The organism is Pseudomonas mohnii (genome assembly GCF_900105115.1).
Lineage (GTDB): Bacteria > Pseudomonadota > Gammaproteobacteria > Pseudomonadales > Pseudomonadaceae > Aquipseudomonas > Aquipseudomonas mohnii.
Map to the genome: position 1 here is coordinate 4,141,178 of NZ_FNRV01000001.1, position 15,031 is coordinate 4,156,208.

Here is a 15,031-nt window from a genome sequence, read left to right on the forward strand (position 1 = left end):
TGCCGATTGTCGGATTTTCAGGGAATGTCGGGTCTTCGGATTCATTAACCTAACGGATGGGTTAGCATGAAAGTATGCCGTTATAAAGGGCTCTCAGTGGTGATCATGTTGCGCGATGAACACTGTCCACCGCATGTGCATGTGGACGCCGGAACATGGAGTGCGAGGTTCAAGTTTTGCTTCTGGCACAACGGTGTTGAACTCTGGGATGTCGTTCCGCTGTCGAGACGACCGCCATTGGCGGTGCTTGAGGGATTGCGTCAATCGCTCATGCAGCCTGCCCATCTACAGCGCGCTCGTGGTATCTGGTGGCGCAAAATTCAAACGGTCTGTCTCGACAACCAGTTGTGGGACGGGCAAATCAATGAGGTTGTGTTGGTGAAAGGGATTGCTGGTGCGACTTACATGATTGGTTCTGCGTGTTATGAGCCCGAAGCGAACAAGACGCTGCTATTTCTGAAGGGTGCACAAGAAGGTGTGGAGATCGAGTTATGAAAACCATAAAAGCCAGGACGCTGTTTGATCTACCAGTCACCGAAAGTCGCCTGGACGAAGCCATTGAAAGGGGTGAGTTACGCCGTCGCAGCGGTTTACAGGCCACGGCGGTAGCCTTTCTGGACCCGTGTCTGGCCGTCAGCTTCGAAGATGGCAGCGGTGTGTTGCTGCCGGTCAAGAATTATTCGGAATTCGACGGTTTTGAGGCCGAGGATTTCACCCGGCTGAAAGTCGGTTACTCCGGTACGGCGCTTTGCCACGAAGGTAAGGATCTGCATGTATCCATTGCAGAGATGATATCGGCGTGTCCGCCATTGATGGCCATGGCGACTTCGATCGTCGCGTCACGCAATGGCCGTCAAAGCAGTTCGGCCAAGGCTGAGGCCGCACGCGCCAATGGCAAAAAAGGTGGGCGTCCGCGAAAGGTTGATGTCGCCCCTTGAGCCACAAAAAAGCCGTCGCAGAGACGGCTTTTTCATGTCTGGCACCTGCACTCAGCGCCGGGTCAGCAATACGCCGGATTCCATGTGGTGAGTCCACGGGAACTGGTCGAACATCGCGCATTGGGTGATGCGATGGGTGTCGTGCAGTTGGGCGATGTTGGCCGCCAGGGTTTCCGGGTTGCAGGAAATGTAGAGGATGTTGTCGAAGCGCCGGGTCAGTTCGCAGGTGTCCGGGTCCATGCCGGCGCGCGGCGGGTCGACGAATACGCTGCCAAACTCGTAGCTCTTGAGGTCGATGCCGTGCAGGCGACGGAACGGCCGCACTTCATTCAAGGCTTCGGTCAGTTCTTCGGCGGACAAGCGCACCAGGGTGACGTTATCCACCGCGTTTTCGCTGAGGTTGCTCAGCGCGGCGTTGACCGAGGTCTTGCTGATTTCGGTGGCCAGTACGTTGCGCACACGAGTGGCGAGCGGCAGGGTGAAGTTGCCGTTGCCGCAATACAGTTCCAGCAAGTCGTCCGGGCGATCGCCCAGCGCGTCGTACGCCCAGTTGAGCATCTTCTGGTTCACGGTGCCGTTGGGCTGGGTGAACGCGCCTTCGGGCTGGCGATAGCTGAAGGTACGGCCGCCGACTTCCAGTTTCTCCACCACGTAATCGTGACCGATGACTTCGCGCTTGCCCTTGGAGCGGCCAATCACGCTGACATTCAATTCGGCCGCGAGCTTCGAGGCCGCCGCGTGCCAGTGTTCGTCCAGCGGGCGGTGGTAGCACAGGGTGATCATGGCGTCGCCAGCCAGAGTGGTCAGGAACTCCACCTGAAACAGCTTGTGGCTCAGGGCTGAACTGGCTTGCCAGGCGGCCTTGAGCTGCGGCATCAACTGGTTGATGCGCTGGCTGGCGATCGGGAATTCTTCGATCAGGATCGGCGTGCGTTTGTCTTCCTGGGAAAACATCGCGTAGTGGCGCTCGCCGGCTTCGCGCCACAGGCGGAATTCGGCGCGCAGGCGGAAATTCTGCAGCGGCGAGTCGAAGACGGTCGGCTGCGGCGCATCGAAAGGCGCCAGGAGGTCACGCAAGCGCGTGACCTTTTCTTCGAGCTGAGTGGCGTAGGCCTGGGAATCAAAAGTCATGCGTTGAACCAACCCAGCTTGATCACGAACAGAATCGACAGAATCACCAGCGCCGGGTTCAGCTCGCGGCCACGCCCGGACAGCAGTTTGATCGCGGTCCACGAGATGAAGCCGAAAGCGATGCCGTTGGCGATGGAGTAAGTGAATGGCATCGCCAGGGCGGTAATCACGACCGGTGCGGCAACAGTGATGTCGTCCCAGTCTATTTCGGCCAGGCCGGATGTCATCAGTACGGCGACGAACAGCAGCGCCGGGGCAGTGGCGAACGCCGGAACGCTGGAGGCCAGGGGCGAGAAGAACAGCGCCAGCAGGAACAGGATCGCCACCACGACGGCCGTCAGGCCCGTGCGGCCACCGGCACTCACGCCGGCGGCGGATTCGATGTAGCTGGTGGTGGTCGAGGTGCCCAGCAGGGAACCGGCCATGGCGGCGGTACTGTCGGCGATCAGGGCACGGCCCATTTTCGGCATGTGACCGTCCTTGCCCATCAGGCCGGCGCGCTTGGCGACGCCGATCAGGGTGCCGGAGTTGTCGAACAGGTCGACGAACAGGAAAGCGAAAATCACGCTGACCAGACCGATGTCCAATGCACCCTTGATGTCCAGTTGCAGGAAGGTCGGCGCCAGCGAAGGCGGCATCGACATCACGCCGCCGAACGGGCTGAAACCCAGCAGGATCGACGCAATGGTCACGACCAGAATGCCGATCAGCACGGCGCCACGCACGGCCAGTGCTTCGAGGGCGACGATCAGGGCAAAGCCGAGGGTGGCGAGGATCGGTGCCGGTTGTTTGAGGTCGCCGAGGCCGACCATGGTCGCCGGGTTGCTGACCACGATGCCGGCGTTGTGCAGGGCGATCAGGGCCAGGAACAGGCCGATACCGGCGGCAATCGCCGAGCGCAATGGCAACGGGATGCTGTTGATGATCCATTCACGGATGCGGAAGATCGACAGCAGGAAGAAGCACACCGCCGAAATGAACACCGCGCCCAGCGCCACTTGCCAGGTGTGACCCATGTGCAGGACCACGGTGTAGGTGAAGAAGGCGTTCAGGCCCATGCCCGGCGCGAGGGCGATCGGGTAGTTGGCGATCAACCCCATGACCGTGGAGCCGATGGCGGCGGCCAGACAGGTCGCGACAAATACCGCGCCCTTGTCCATGCCGGTCTCGCCGAGGATGCTCGGGTTGACGAACAGGATGTAGGCCATGGCTAAAAAGGTCGTGACGCCCGCCAGTATCTCGGTGCGTACGTTGGTGTTGTGTGCCTTGAGTTGAAACAGCCTTTCCAGCATGTCTGCTCCCCGTGGCGCGCCCGGCGCCGTGAATGTATCGACCTCAACAGCAAAGCACAGACCGCTGTTGGCGCCTGGGAATTTTCTGTGGGTCGGAAAAAGCCGCGCATCATACCAGCAGCGTAGGGTTATGGCTGCTTATGGCGGTGATCGTCGTCGATGTTTTGCGTTTAGCCCAAGTCAGCCATACTGCGCGCTGTTTTTGGGGAGGGGTATCGCGTGAAGAAGCGTCTGTTTATCGGCATCGGAATGTTGCTGGCCTTGTGCCTGGGGGCACAAACCGCCTCGGCGGCCTCGGCGCCACCCTTGACTCAGTTGAAAGTGCTCAAGGTCGAATCGCCGGCCTGCGGCTTTGAAGACATTGCTGAAGGACAGGAGCAGACACGCTGCAACCACTCCGGCCCTCACATCATGATCTACGTGTTGGAAGTCGGTTACGGTCGCGAGGCGCATGTCGGACTGGACGGTTTTGATGTGAATGGCACCCGGGCTCCAGTCTGTGCGTTCACTAACGGCAACCTGACGGACTGCACCGTAGGCATGAAAACCGTTGGTTATCTGTACGTCTTCGATATGGCGGGCAAGCAGGAAGGCACGTTCACCTTCAGCAACACCTCGATCAACGCCCCGGGCAACACTTTGTCGACGCAGCTCTACATCAAGTAAGGCGGGGTTCGAACAAGGGGCGGGAAAGCTGACTACGCTTTAAGGATCACTCCCTGGATTGCCCTTATGACCTTTAGAGCCTTGATTACCCTCGCCGAGGGCATCGATGACCTGCAAGCCGTGACCCTGGTCGACGTGCTGCGCCGCGCCAAAGTGGAAGTGGTGGTGGCCAGCATCGAGGGGCGACGCATGCTCACCTGCGCCCGCGGCACCCGCCTGACCTGCGATGCCATGCTGGTGGACCTGCTGGCCCAGCCATTCGACCTGATCGCCCTGCCCGGCGGTGCAGTGGGGGCGCAGCACCTGGCGAACCATCAACCCCTGCAACAATTGATCAAGGATCAGGCGGCGGCCGGTCGCTTGTTCGCGGGCATTGCCGAGGCCCCCGCGCTGGCGCTGCAGGCTTTTGGCGTGTTGCGCCAGCGGCGCATGACCTGCTTGCCTTCTGTCAGCCATCAACTGTCAGGCTGCAACTTCGTCGATCAACCGGTGGTGGTTGATGGCAACTGCATTACGGCCCAGGGCTCGGGCGCTGCCCTGCCGTTCGCCCTGGCGCTGGTGGAACAACTCTGCGGCAAGGCCACGCGAACGGCGGTGGCGTCGGAGTTGGTGGTTTAGCGTCAGGCCTTCACTTCTTCCTTCGGCACATGCATGCGATCGCGGCTGGCCAGACTCGGGAACAGTTTGATCCACACCCCGGTCACCACCAGTGTGCCGATACCGCCCATGACCACCGCCGGCACGGTTCCGAACCAGTGGGCGGTCAGGCCGGATTCGAATTCTCCCAATTGATTCGAAGCACCGATGAACAATCCGTTCACGGCGCTGACCCGGCCACGCATTTCGTCCGGGGTTTCCAGTTGCACGAAGGACGCGCGGATCACCATGCTGATCATGTCGGCCGCGCCCAGGATCACCAGTACGGCCAGCGAGAACCAGAACGATGTCGACAGGCCGAAGGCGATGGTTGCCACACCAAATATGCCCACGGCGGTGAACATCACTCGCCCGACATTGCGGTCGACAGCAAATCGCGCCAGCCACAGCGACATCATCAGCGCGCCCACTGCGGGTGCCGAGCGCAGCAGGCCCAGGCCCCACGGGCCGGTCAGCAGGATGTCCTTGGCGAAAACCGGCAGCAACGCCGTCGCGCCACCCAGCAGGACGGCGAACAGGTCAAGGGAGATGGCCCCTAGTATGTCGGGGCGACTGCGAATGAAGCGGATGCCGGCCAGCAGTGAATCGAGGGTGGCCTTGCCCTTGTTCAGCGGCGTTTGGCGGGCGGGCAGGTTGAGCATCAGCGAGCAGGCAATGAGGTAAAGGATCACCGTCGGGCCATAGACCCAGACACTGCCGAAGGCGTAGAGCAATCCACCGAGGGCCGGGGCGACGATGGTCGCTGACTGCTGGGCCGACTGTGCGGCGGCGACGGCCCGGGGAAACAGGGCGCTGGGCACGATACTCGGCAGCAGGGCCTGGGTGGTCGGCATTTCGAAGGAGCGAGCGGCACCGAGCACGAACGCGAGGATGAAGATCATTTCCCGGGTGACATGGTCAGTTGCGCTGCCGATCGCCAGCGACAGGGCGATCAGTGCCTGAATGGACTGGCAGATCGCCGCGACCCTGCGCCGGTCGTAGCGGTCTGCCACATGCCCGGTGTGCAGCATGAACAGCACGCGCGGGGCGAACTCCACCAGCCCGACCAGGCCCAGATCGAGCACGTTGCCGGTCAGTTGGTACAGGTTCCAGCCAATGGCCACCGTGAGCATTTGAAAGCCGCTGGCCGTAAAGATCCGGGCCAGCCAGAACGCGATGAAAGGGCGGTGATGACGTAACAGCAAGGGCTCTTGGCTGGGCATCTGGAGCAGATCTGGGTGTGGGAAAGGGAGAGATTATCATTAAGCTGTAACAGGAAGTTGCCATCCTGGAAGATTTAGGTAGCTAGACATCTATTCGTCTGGCTCGCCTCGGTGAGGCAACTTGTCACGCGGCAAAAGACCACGCGGTTCATCCTCGCAAATGGGACTACTCTTTCAACGTTGCTTGATCCAGATCAATACCCTCGACAGGCGTTGATCCAGTGACCCGAGCGCCAGACTCCCTGCGTTGCGATGCTGGTAAAAAAAAGAACGAATTTGAATTCGCCGCACTCCATACCCGTGGGAACCGTGGATGCAGGCTTGCGCCGGCAGCCGTACTACCTGACAGAGGAAGACTTATGTTCGGTTTAGAGGCACTTGATCTCGCCCGAATTCAGTTCGCGTTCACTATCTCGTTCCACATCCTGTTTCCCGCCATCACCATTGGCCTGGCGAGTTACCTGGCGGTTCTCGAAGGCCTGTGGCTGAAGACCCACAACGACACTTACCGCGATCTCTACCACTTCTGGTCAAAGATCTTTGCGGTCAACTTCGGCATGGGTGTGGTTTCGGGGCTGGTCATGGCGTATCAGTTCGGCACCAACTGGAGCCGTTTCTCGGACTTCGCCGGATCGGTGACGGGGCCGTTGCTGACGTACGAAGTCCTGACGGCATTCTTCCTCGAAGCCGGTTTCCTCGGCGTCATGCTGTTTGGCTGGAACAAGGTGGGCCGCGGTCTGCACTTCTTCGCCACGGTGATGGTCGCCATCGGCACGTTGATCTCGACCTTCTGGATACTCGCGTCCAATAGCTGGATGCAGACCCCGCAAGGCTTCGAGATCATCAACGGCCAGGTCATTCCGACCGACTGGCTGGCGGTGATCTTCAACCCGTCGTTCCCGTATCGCCTGATGCACATGGCAACGGCGGCGTTCGTCGCAACGGCTTTCTTCGTCGGTTCCTCGGCGGCCTGGCATTTGCTGCGCGGCAAAGACAACCCGGCGATTCGCACCATGCTCTCGATGGCCATGTGGATGGCGCTGATCGTGGCGCCGATTCAGGCGGTCATCGGTGACTTCCACGGCCTCAACACACTCGAGCATCAACCGGCAAAAATCGCCGCGATCGAGGGCCACTGGGAAAACAAAGGTAACGAGGCGACGCCGCTGATCCTGTTCGGCTGGCCGGACATGAAAGAAGAGAAAACCAAATTCGCCGTCGAGATTCCGTACCTCGGCAGCTTGATCCTGACCCACTCGCTGGACAAACAGGTACCCGCCCTCAAGGAGTTCCCGCCTGAGGACCGGCCGAATTCGACCATCGTCTTCTGGTCGTTCCGGATCATGGTCGGCCTGGGCTTCCTGATGATCTTCACCGGATTGTGGAGCCTGTGGCTGCGCAAGCGCGACACGCTCTATACCTCGCGGCCGTTCCTGTATCTGGCGTTGTGGATGGGGCCGTCCGGCCTGATCGCGATTCTCGCCGGCTGGTTCACCACTGAAATCGGTCGTCAACCGTGGGTGGTCTACGGGCTGATGCGTACGGCGGATGCCTCCTCCAACCATAGCTTCATGCAGATGAGCATCACCCTGATCCTGTTCGTCGTGGTGTATTTCGCCCTGTTCGGTGCCGGCCTGGGCTACATGATGCGCCTGGTGCGCAAAGGGCCGAAGATCGACGAGGGCAAGGAAACCAACGAAGGTGGTCCTGGCCAGAAACGCACACCGGCACGTCCGCTGTCCGCAGCCGGCGATGAACACGCCGATGCCGACCACAGCCTGACCAAGGAGGTTTGAATCATGGGTATTGATCTTCCGCTGATCTGGGCCGTGATCATTATCTTCGGCATCATGATGTACGTGGTCATGGACGGATTCGACCTGGGGATCGGGATTCTCTTTCCGTTCATCCCCGGCAAAAGTGACCGCGATGTGATGATGAACACCGTCGCTCCGGTCTGGGACGGTAACGAAACCTGGTTGGTACTGGGGGGCGCAGCATTGTTCGGTGCGTTCCCGCTGGCTTACTCGGTGGTGCTCTCGGCGTTGTACCTGCCGCTGATTTTCATGCTGATCGGCCTGATTTTCCGTGGCGTGGCCTTCGAGTTCCGCTTCAAGGCCAAAGATGCCAAGCGCCACCTGTGGGACAAGGCGTTCATCGGTGGTTCGGTGGCGGCCACCTTCTTCCAGGGCGTGGCGCTGGGGGCGTTCATCGATGGTTTGCCGGTGGTCAATCGTCAGTTCGCCGGAGGGTCACTGGACTGGCTGACACCGTTCACGATGTTCTGCGGAGCTGCATTGGTAGTGGCTTATGCGCTGCTCGGTTGCACCTGGTTGATCATGAAGACCGAAGGCAAGCTGCAGGAGCAAATGCATGACCTGGCGCGACCGCTGGCGTTCGTATTGCTGGCGGTGATCGGCATCGTCAGCATCTGGACGCCACTGGCCCATGCCGAGATTGCGGCGCGCTGGTTCACGTTGCCGAACCTGTTCTGGTTCCTGCCGGTGCCGATTCTGGTGCTGGTGACCTTGTACGGCCTGATCCGGGCGGTGGCCCGCAATGCGCACTACACGCCTTTCCTGCTGACGCTGGTGTTGATCTTCCTCGGTTACAGCGGCCTGGGCATCAGCCTGTGGCCGAACATCGTGCCGCCGTCGATCTCGATCTGGGACGCCGCGGCACCGCCGCAGAGCCAGGGCTTCATGCTGGTGGGCACGCTGTTCATCATCCCGTTCATCCTTGGGTACACCTTCTGGAGCTATTACGTGTTCCGCGGCAAGGTCACCCATGAAGATGGTTACCACTAGGCCTTTGCTGCGCGGATTTGTGGGCGCGAGCTTGCTCGCGATGGCGCCATGACGGGCGCCACCCACCTTCATTGGAGGTTCAGGCTATGAGCAACAAACATTCCCTGCACGACATCGAACAGGCCGAAAAAAAGCCGCTGTGGCAGCGGCTCGGCTGGTTGGCCATGATTTGGGCGGGAAGCGTCGGTGCATTGTTCATCGTCGCCAGCCTGATGCGGATGTTCATGAACGCCGCCGGCCTGACCACACACTAATGACCTGACATCCCATCCCGCAGCCTTGCGGCGCGGATTTACAACCCTCCTGATGGAGGGTTTTTTTTGCCCTGATTATTTGCGGGCCTTGAGAATCACGAATTTCGGCGTGGCGGCGACTTGCTCGACCCCGCGGAACAACCGCGCGAGCTTGCTGTGATACCCCAGATGACGGTTGCCGACGATGTATAACGCACCGCCTGTCACTAGGGCTTCCCGGGCCTGCTGGAACATCCGCCAGGCCAGGAAGTCGCCAACCACCTGCTGCTGGTGAAACGGTGGATTGCACAGCACTACGTCCAGCGATTGAGGTTCCTGCCCGGCCAAACCATCACCCGCCCGCACGATCACATCGCGCTCGCCCAGTGCGGCGCTCCAGTTCTCGGCGGCCGATTGCACGGCCATGAACGACTCATCGACCAGCGTGTAATGGGCCTCGGGGTTTTGCAGGGCGCTGGCGATCGCCAGAACGCCGTTACCGCAACCGAGGTCGGCGACCCGTGCGCTGCCGAGGTTCTTCGGCAGGTGTGGGAGAAACGCCCGCGTGCCGATGTCCAGGCCTTCACGGCAGAACACGTTGGCGTGGTTGAGCAATTCGATGGCCGGTGTGTCGAGTCGATAGCGCGTCGGATAGGGCGAGACTACGGGGGCTTTTGCTTCGGTCGTGGCGATCAGCAGCCGTGCTTTCTTCACCGCCAGGGTCGCCTGCACCGGGCCGATGTAGCGCTCCAGCAGATCGCCTGCGGCACGTGGCAGGTGTTTGATCATTGCGCCCGCGATCACCTGGGTGCCTGGAGCCAACTGCCCTTGCAGGCGGATCAGTTGTTCTTCCAGCAACGCCAGGGTTTTCGGCACCCGGATCAGTACCCGGTCAAAGGGCCCCTTGAGCGCTTCACTGGCGGGTATGTGCGGTACGCCATCAAACGGCAGGCCATTGCGCGCCAGGTTTTTTTCCAGACCCTGAAAAGCCAGGAACGAGTCGCCGCTGCTGGTGACGTTGACTTTGCCTGCCAGGCTGGCTGCCAGTGCACCGAAACTGTCGTTGAGCACCAGAACCCGCGTCTCGGTCGAAGGTCGCTGTTCGGCCAGATGGTTGAGCAGGTACTCGTCTGCCGCGTCAAAGGCTTGCAGGGGTTCGTTCTGCTGTTCGGGTTGGCGGATCAGGTCGAGGCTGGCGAAGGGTGTTTCGAGCAAGGGCATGGGGCGGGGCTCTGGGTAATCAACGGGTATCCCGCGGCCCTGGGGCGTCTTGGCGGCGGGGCCGTCCGAGTGGACTGCGTCGTGGACAAATCACACGTCATCACTCAGGAGGGACCGCGAATGGTACGTTTTTTTGGAGTGGATTACTCGCAGGTTTTTCCAGTCAACCTATTGCGTTTCTGTCGAGGTAGCCAGCCTTGGCGGCCGCGATGACAGCTGAAATCTTATTGCTTACTCCGAATTTGCGGATGGCTTCCTGAACATGGAAATTGATCGTTCGCGGGCTGAGATTAAGAATTCCGGCGCTTTCGTAGGCTGTTTTGCCATCCGCGGCCAGTTTCAATACGTCGATTTCCCGCAGCGACAATTGCGGGTTGGACGGTGTGGCAGGCCTTGTGGGTAGCGATCGTACAGCCAGCTTGTGCAGGTGATGCCCGATGAACGAGGAAAAACCCAGATGTTCGTACAGCTCCCACGCGCTGATCGGGCAGTGGCTGCGCACCAGGCTCAATATGCTGCACAGACCGCTTTCCTCGTCGTGAATCGCTTGCGACCAACCGTGTTGCAATCCCTGCTGCTCAAGCCCATCCCATAGACATCGCGCGCCGCTGAACAGCTCTTCGCTCCACACGATAGGCATTGCTGATTGGTGGCAATGAGCTACTATTGGATCAATGGCAGCCAGCTTCTTTTTCTCATAGGCGGAGTTCCAGTCTGAGGGGTAATTGTTTAATCGCACGGTATTGAAATCGTCGGTTTTCGAAGTGTAACTGGTTGAAAAAGCAAAAAATTCGAACCCCATGTTTTTTGCAAAACTGAGCGATACACCGTAGGCGATTTCAAGTTCTGCGGAGGCTGCCAGTTGTTTGAGTTGGGATTCCTTCCATCTTTCCATGATGTGGCTCCTGTAGTATTGGTGAATTGGATCCACTGTTTTGATGTGTTTGGGATTGTAGGATTAATCCTACGCAGGTATTGATAATATTTAGCTTTATTAGACATTAGGAAGCTAAGATTTTGGTTCTAATGGAGGTAGATTTAAACGTTTGTATTATATGTATTCTTTAATTTAATCCTGTAAGGCTCCTGTATCGCGTGTTATTTAATATTTACGGCAAGAGTACTTTTTGCCCTAAAAGACACTACAAATAGTGAGTGTTTATGGTGTGCGCTTTACGAGACACTGGGCAATCTGTTGAATGGAGCGTCCCCATGACCGCCAGTGAAGAGAAATTTACTCGCCAGACACTGCTCGACGTCCAGCCATTGACACCGAATCTGTTCACGCTACGTGCCACTCGGGACCCCGGTTTTCGTTTTCGCGCAGGGCAATTTGCCCGGTTAGGCGTCACCCGCGCCGATGGCAGTACGGTTTGGCGTGCCTATTCCATGGTGTCGTCACCCTTTGACGAGTTTCTTGAGTTCTTTTCCATCGTGGTTCCGGGGGGCGAGTTCACCAGCGAGTTGAGTCGTCTGGGCGTTGGCGACACGCTGCTCGTCGACCGCCAGGCCTTCGGTTACCTGACGCTTGATCGCTTCGTTGACGGGCGTGATCTGTGGTTGTTATCCACGGGTACGGGGCTGGCGCCATTTCTGTCGATCCTGCAGGACTTCGAGGTCTGGGAGAAATTCGAGCGGATCATCCTGGTCTACAGCGTCCGTGAGACCCGGGAGCTGGCTTATCAGGACCTTATCGCGGGGCTGGCGCAGCGTGAGTATCTGTCGGAATTCGCTCACAAGCTGCAACTCATCAACACGGTGACGCGCGAGCAACATCCTGGCGCCTTGAACGGGCGCATTACCACGCTGATCGAAAATGGCGAGTTGGAGCGCGTTGCCGGGGTGGCCCTGACGCCCGAGCACTCACGGGTCATGCTATGCGGCAATCCGCAGATGATCGATGACACGCGCAAATTGCTCAAACAGCGCGATATGCATTTGAGCCTCAGCCGACGACCCGGTCAGGTGGCGGTGGAAAACTTCTGGTAATAAAACGGCGCCGCAAGGGCGCCGTCCGTATTTCTTTCAAGCTTTCAAGGCCGGTTGTTCTGGGCCTTGAGCAGATCGCGGATCTCGCCCAGCAACACTTCTTCCTTGGTCGGAACCGGCGGCACGGTGGGCGCCACTGCCTCTTCGCGTTTCAGGTGGTTAATGGCTTTGACACCCATGAAGATCGCGAAGGCGACGATGAGGAAGTCGATCAGGCTCTGGATGAATTTACCGTAGGCCAGCACCACCGCCGGGACGTTACCGTCAGCGGCCTTGAGCGTAATGGCCAGGTCACTGAAGTCCACCCCACCGATCAACAGCCCGATTGGCGGCATGATCACATCGCCGACAAACGACGTGACAATCTTGCCGAAGGCGGCGCCGATGATGATACCCACGGCCATGTCGACCACATTGCCCTTGACCGCGAAGGCCTTGAACTCACTTATCACGCCCATAGGTTATTTCCTTGTTACAGATGAGGTTGGTGACCGCAGTGTAAATCAGCAAGACGCATCTTGCTCGAAACGCCTGCTTACAAACGCCGCCTGCTGTCGACCGGGGTATCGGGAAAAAGTTTGACAATGCCACCCTCGCAGGGTGGGCGAGAAAGGGTTTCGAGGTATTTTCGCGATCCTGTCGTCGTGCTGCTCTACTGTCGAAAACCAGGCGTGTGGCGAAGGTCAGCTGGAATGAAATGATAGTGACAACATAAATAAAATTTCACTTTTGGTTGTTTGGATTATGAGATTTCAGTGGGGAGATGAGAGCGAGGTCGAGATTTAAGAGTGTGCTTGGTCAGATTTGCTATTTGTATTGATGACAGAGTTTGCGCTTGCTGTACGTTGAGGCGGTAGTTGTAGTGGATGTGTACAGGGTTATATGTGGGGGGTATTTGCTGTTAGTTGTAAAAAATTGTAATTGTTTTTAATTAACTATATCGTTACGCGTGTTAATCGATCATGACAAGTTGTAGGCAGTCACTCGGCGGACACCCGCGTCGCACTGATTCGCTCCACCTGGGGTATCATCGCGATTTTTGCCGGGAGTTCCGATGGCCAAGGCCAAGCGCATGTATGGCTGCACCGAGTGCGGCTCGACTTTTCCGAAGTGGGCTGGCCAGTGCGGCGAGTGCGGCGCCTGGAACACGCTGACTGAAACCATGGTGGAAAGCGGCGGGGCGGCAGCGCCCAGCGGTCGCACCGGCTGGACCGGTCAACAGGCGCAGATCAAGACCCTGGCCGAAGTCAGTGTCGAGGAGATTCCGCGTTTTTCCACGGCGTCCAGCGAACTGGACCGGGTGCTGGGCGGTGGTCTGGTGGACGGTTCGGTGGTGCTGATCGGTGGTGATCCCGGCATTGGCAAATCGACCATTCTGTTGCAAACCTTGTGCAACCTCGCCAAGAGCATGCCGGCGCTGTACGTCACCGGCGAAGAGTCCCAACAGCAAGTGGCCATGCGTGCCCGACGCCTCGGGTTGCCTCAGGATCAGTTGCGGGTCATGACCGAGACCTGTATCGAAACCATCATCGCCACGGCGCGGCAGGAAAAGCCCAAGGTGATGGTGATCGACTCGATCCAGACGATTTTCACCGAGCAACTGCAGTCGGCACCGGGCGGCGTGTCTCAGGTCCGCGAAAGCGCGGCATTGCTGGTGCGTTATGCCAAGCAGAGCGGCACGGCGATTTTCCTGGTCGGCCATGTCACCAAGGAGGGGGCGCTGGCTGGTCCCCGTGTGTTGGAGCACATGGTCGATACGGTCCTGTATTTCGAAGGCGAATCCGATGGTCGTCTGCGCCTGCTGCGGGCAGTGAAAAACCGTTTCGGTGCGGTTAACGAACTGGGCGTGTTCGGCATGACCGACAAGGGGCTGAAAGAAGTCTCCAATCCTTCGGCGATTTTTCTGACCCGGGCTCAGGAAGAAGTTCCGGGCAGTGTGGTCATGGCGACGTGGGAGGGTACCCGACCGATGCTGGTGGAAGTCCAGGCGTTGGTGGACGACAGCCATCTGGCCAATCCGCGCCGGGTAACCCTGGGTCTGGATCAGAATCGCCTGGCGATGTTGCTGGCGGTGTTACATCGTCATGGCGGCATTCCGACCCACGATCAGGACGTATTCCTCAACGTCGTCGGTGGCGTGAAAGTGTTGGAAACGGCTTCCGATCTGGCGTTGATGGCGGCGGTCATGTCCAGCTTGCGCAACCGGCCGTTGCCTCATGATCTGCTGGTGTTTGGTGAGGTGGGGCTGTCCGGTGAAGTGCGTCCGGTACCGAGCGGTCAGGAGCGTTTGAAAGAGGCCGCCAAACACGGTTTCAAGCGCGCCATCGTGCCCAAGGGCAATGCACCGAAAGAGGCCCCGCCGGGTTTGCAGATCATTGCCGTCACCCGTCTGGAGCAGGCGCTGGACGCCTTGTTCGAATAAGTTTCCGGGCCGGACTTGATCCCAGTGGGATGGTGTCGGGCCGTCAGATTTCGATCAGGGCACCCAGCTCTCGTTCAAGTTCAGCGGCGTCACCCAGGTTGAACTCAATCACCCGCCGCAGGCTCGCAATCGATTCCAGGCTGAGATGCCGGCAGACAAAGCCGAGCTGGCCTTTGTCCTCGTGGGTCAGTTCGACATCCATGGCAATGTCGGTGTCATCGGACAGGTGAATGCCGACGGAAAAGTTCTGCTGCGGATTACCCAGCCACGGGACAGGGCGTTCAATCAGCAAGCCCTTGAGTGACAGGTCGATCAGCTTCACCGACCAGGTGTGTTCACCCTGACGGAGCTCGGTTCGGGCATCGAACGCAATACGTTTGAAACGGCGGCGGTCGGCAGGGTGGTCGCTCATGGCGCAATCCTCGATAGGTTCGCTGACTATAGACCCGCCTTTCGCAAGACTGCCAGCAAGA

Annotated in this window: 16 protein-coding genes; 9 read left to right on the forward strand and 7 right to left on the reverse strand. The window is 59.0% G+C overall.

The features are described 5' to 3' along the window. Window positions 1-66 precede the first annotated feature (66 nt). The gene (locus tag BLV61_RS19240; protein ID WP_047533556.1) at window positions 67-495 is read left to right on the forward strand and encodes a hypothetical protein; all 429 of its coding nucleotides are present in this window, start codon (window positions 67-69) and stop codon (window positions 493-495) included. Continuing rightward, complete coding sequence (locus tag BLV61_RS19245; protein ID WP_047533553.1) at window positions 492-938, forward strand: DUF2442 domain-containing protein; 447 nt, start codon at window positions 492-494, stop codon at window positions 936-938. Before BLV61_RS19240 ends, BLV61_RS19245 begins: the two co-directional genes overlap by 4 nt. A gap of 51 nt (window positions 939-989) precedes the next feature. Here the strand turns inward: BLV61_RS19245 and trmA are convergent, their stop codons facing one another. Further along, a complete protein-coding gene (gene trmA, locus BLV61_RS19250) occupies window positions 990-2,069 on the reverse strand; it encodes a tRNA (uridine(54)-C5)-methyltransferase TrmA (RefSeq protein ID WP_090466946.1) in 1,080 nt (359 codons plus the stop codon). Further along, window positions 2,066-3,361 (reverse strand): NCS2 family permease, encoded by a 1,296-nt coding sequence (locus tag BLV61_RS19255; RefSeq protein WP_047533548.1) that lies wholly within the window; start codon window positions 3,359-3,361, stop codon window positions 2,066-2,068. Before BLV61_RS19255 ends, trmA begins: the two co-directional genes overlap by 4 nt. Window positions 3,362-3,610: 249 nt before the next feature. On the opposite strand from BLV61_RS19255, the gene BLV61_RS19260 reads away from it, so the two are divergent. Further along, on the forward strand, window positions 3,611-4,027 hold the full coding sequence (locus BLV61_RS19260; RefSeq protein WP_090469928.1) for a DUF4879 domain-containing protein: 417 nt from the start codon (window positions 3,611-3,613) through the stop codon (window positions 4,025-4,027). Between the two features lie 66 nt (window positions 4,028-4,093). Then, on the forward strand, window positions 4,094-4,645 hold the full coding sequence (locus tag BLV61_RS19265; protein WP_090466948.1) for a DJ-1 family glyoxalase III: 552 nt from the start codon (window positions 4,094-4,096) through the stop codon (window positions 4,643-4,645). A 2-nt stretch (window positions 4,646-4,647) separates the two neighbouring features. On the opposite strand, the gene BLV61_RS19270 is transcribed toward BLV61_RS19265, so the two are convergent. Next, window positions 4,648-5,886 carry an MFS transporter gene (locus BLV61_RS19270; RefSeq protein ID WP_047533540.1) on the reverse strand — a complete coding sequence of 413 codons (1,239 nt, stop codon included), beginning with the start codon at window positions 5,884-5,886 and terminating at the stop codon, window positions 4,648-4,650. Between the two features lie 359 nt (window positions 5,887-6,245). On the opposite strand from BLV61_RS19270, the gene BLV61_RS19275 reads away from it, so the two are divergent. The 3 genes from BLV61_RS19275 (at window position 6,246) to BLV61_RS19285 (ending at window position 8,947) form a co-directional block, all read left to right on the forward strand. Further along, window positions 6,246-7,682, forward strand: coding sequence for a cytochrome ubiquinol oxidase subunit I (locus BLV61_RS19275; RefSeq protein WP_090466950.1), 1,437 nt, complete (start codon window positions 6,246-6,248; stop codon window positions 7,680-7,682). A 3-nt stretch (window positions 7,683-7,685) separates the two neighbouring features. Beyond that, window positions 7,686-8,693, forward strand: a complete 1,008-nt coding sequence (gene cydB, locus BLV61_RS19280; protein WP_047533534.1) for a cytochrome d ubiquinol oxidase subunit II — start codon at window positions 7,686-7,688, stop codon at window positions 8,691-8,693. An 86-nt stretch (window positions 8,694-8,779) separates the two neighbouring features. Next, the gene (locus BLV61_RS19285) at window positions 8,780-8,947 is read left to right on the forward strand and encodes a DUF2474 domain-containing protein (protein ID WP_081997949.1); all 168 of its coding nucleotides are present in this window, start codon (window positions 8,780-8,782) and stop codon (window positions 8,945-8,947) included. A 75-nt stretch (window positions 8,948-9,022) separates the two neighbouring features. On the opposite strand, the gene BLV61_RS19290 is transcribed toward BLV61_RS19285, so the two are convergent. Next, window positions 9,023-10,147 carry a methyltransferase gene (locus BLV61_RS19290; RefSeq protein WP_090466952.1) on the reverse strand — a complete coding sequence of 375 codons (1,125 nt, stop codon included), beginning with the start codon at window positions 10,145-10,147 and terminating at the stop codon, window positions 9,023-9,025. A 163-nt stretch (window positions 10,148-10,310) separates the two neighbouring features. Then, the gene (locus BLV61_RS19295; protein ID WP_047533528.1) at window positions 10,311-11,042 is read right to left on the reverse strand and encodes a helix-turn-helix transcriptional regulator; all 732 of its coding nucleotides are present in this window, start codon (window positions 11,040-11,042) and stop codon (window positions 10,311-10,313) included. Between the two features lie 317 nt (window positions 11,043-11,359). Between BLV61_RS19295 and BLV61_RS19300 the strand changes: the two genes are divergently transcribed. Beyond that, complete coding sequence (locus tag BLV61_RS19300) at window positions 11,360-12,136, forward strand: ferredoxin--NADP reductase (protein WP_047533526.1); 777 nt, start codon at window positions 11,360-11,362, stop codon at window positions 12,134-12,136. A 44-nt stretch (window positions 12,137-12,180) separates the two neighbouring features. On the opposite strand, the gene mscL is transcribed toward BLV61_RS19300, so the two are convergent. Then, entirely contained in the window at window positions 12,181-12,594 is a 414-nt protein-coding gene (gene mscL / locus BLV61_RS19305) for a large-conductance mechanosensitive channel protein MscL (protein ID WP_047533523.1), read from the reverse strand. A 596-nt stretch (window positions 12,595-13,190) separates the two neighbouring features. Here mscL and radA point away from each other — a divergent pair. Beyond that, window positions 13,191-14,558: a DNA repair protein RadA gene (gene radA, locus BLV61_RS19310; protein ID WP_007937264.1), complete on the forward strand. Its 1,368-nt coding sequence runs from the start codon at window positions 13,191-13,193 to the stop codon at window positions 14,556-14,558. Between the two features lie 43 nt (window positions 14,559-14,601). On the opposite strand, the gene BLV61_RS19315 is transcribed toward radA, so the two are convergent. Continuing rightward, a complete protein-coding gene (locus tag BLV61_RS19315; protein ID WP_047533521.1) occupies window positions 14,602-14,970 on the reverse strand; it encodes a PilZ domain-containing protein in 369 nt (122 codons plus the stop codon). Window positions 14,971-15,031 lie beyond the last annotated feature (61 nt).

Bases quoted from the DNA above. Each gene is read 5' to 3' on its own strand.
- BLV61_RS19315 (WP_047533521.1), bottom strand. From the start codon at position 14,970: ATGAGCGACCACCCTGCCGACCGCCGCCGTTTCAAACGTATTGCGTTC.
- mscL (WP_047533523.1), bottom strand. From the start codon at position 12,594: ATGGGCGTGATAAGTGAGTTCAAGGCCTTCGCGGTCAAGGGCAATGTG.
- BLV61_RS19240 (WP_047533556.1), top strand. From the start codon at position 67: ATGAAAGTATGCCGTTATAAAGGGCTCTCAGTGGTGATCATGTTGCGC.
- BLV61_RS19285 (WP_081997949.1), top strand. From the start codon at position 8,780: ATGAGCAACAAACATTCCCTGCACGACATCGAACAGGCCGAAAAAAAG.
- BLV61_RS19255 (WP_047533548.1), bottom strand. From the start codon at position 3,361: ATGCTGGAAAGGCTGTTTCAACTCAAGGCACACAACACCAACGTACGC.
- BLV61_RS19245 (WP_047533553.1), top strand. From the start codon at position 492: ATGAAAACCATAAAAGCCAGGACGCTGTTTGATCTACCAGTCACCGAA.
- BLV61_RS19290 (WP_090466952.1), bottom strand. From the start codon at position 10,147: ATGCCCTTGCTCGAAACACCCTTCGCCAGCCTCGACCTGATCCGCCAA.
- radA (WP_007937264.1), top strand. From the start codon at position 13,191: ATGGCCAAGGCCAAGCGCATGTATGGCTGCACCGAGTGCGGCTCGACT.
- BLV61_RS19260 (WP_090469928.1), top strand. From the start codon at position 3,611: ATGTTGCTGGCCTTGTGCCTGGGGGCACAAACCGCCTCGGCGGCCTCG.
- BLV61_RS19270 (WP_047533540.1), bottom strand. From the start codon at position 5,886: ATGCCCAGCCAAGAGCCCTTGCTGTTACGTCATCACCGCCCTTTCATC.
- BLV61_RS19265 (WP_090466948.1), top strand. From the start codon at position 4,094: ATGACCTTTAGAGCCTTGATTACCCTCGCCGAGGGCATCGATGACCTG.
- BLV61_RS19295 (WP_047533528.1), bottom strand. From the start codon at position 11,042: ATGGAAAGATGGAAGGAATCCCAACTCAAACAACTGGCAGCCTCCGCA.
- trmA (WP_090466946.1), bottom strand. From the start codon at position 2,069: ATGACTTTTGATTCCCAGGCCTACGCCACTCAGCTCGAAGAAAAGGTC.
- cydB (WP_047533534.1), top strand. From the start codon at position 7,686: ATGGGTATTGATCTTCCGCTGATCTGGGCCGTGATCATTATCTTCGGC.
- BLV61_RS19275 (WP_090466950.1), top strand. From the start codon at position 6,246: ATGTTCGGTTTAGAGGCACTTGATCTCGCCCGAATTCAGTTCGCGTTC.
- BLV61_RS19300 (WP_047533526.1), top strand. From the start codon at position 11,360: ATGACCGCCAGTGAAGAGAAATTTACTCGCCAGACACTGCTCGACGTC.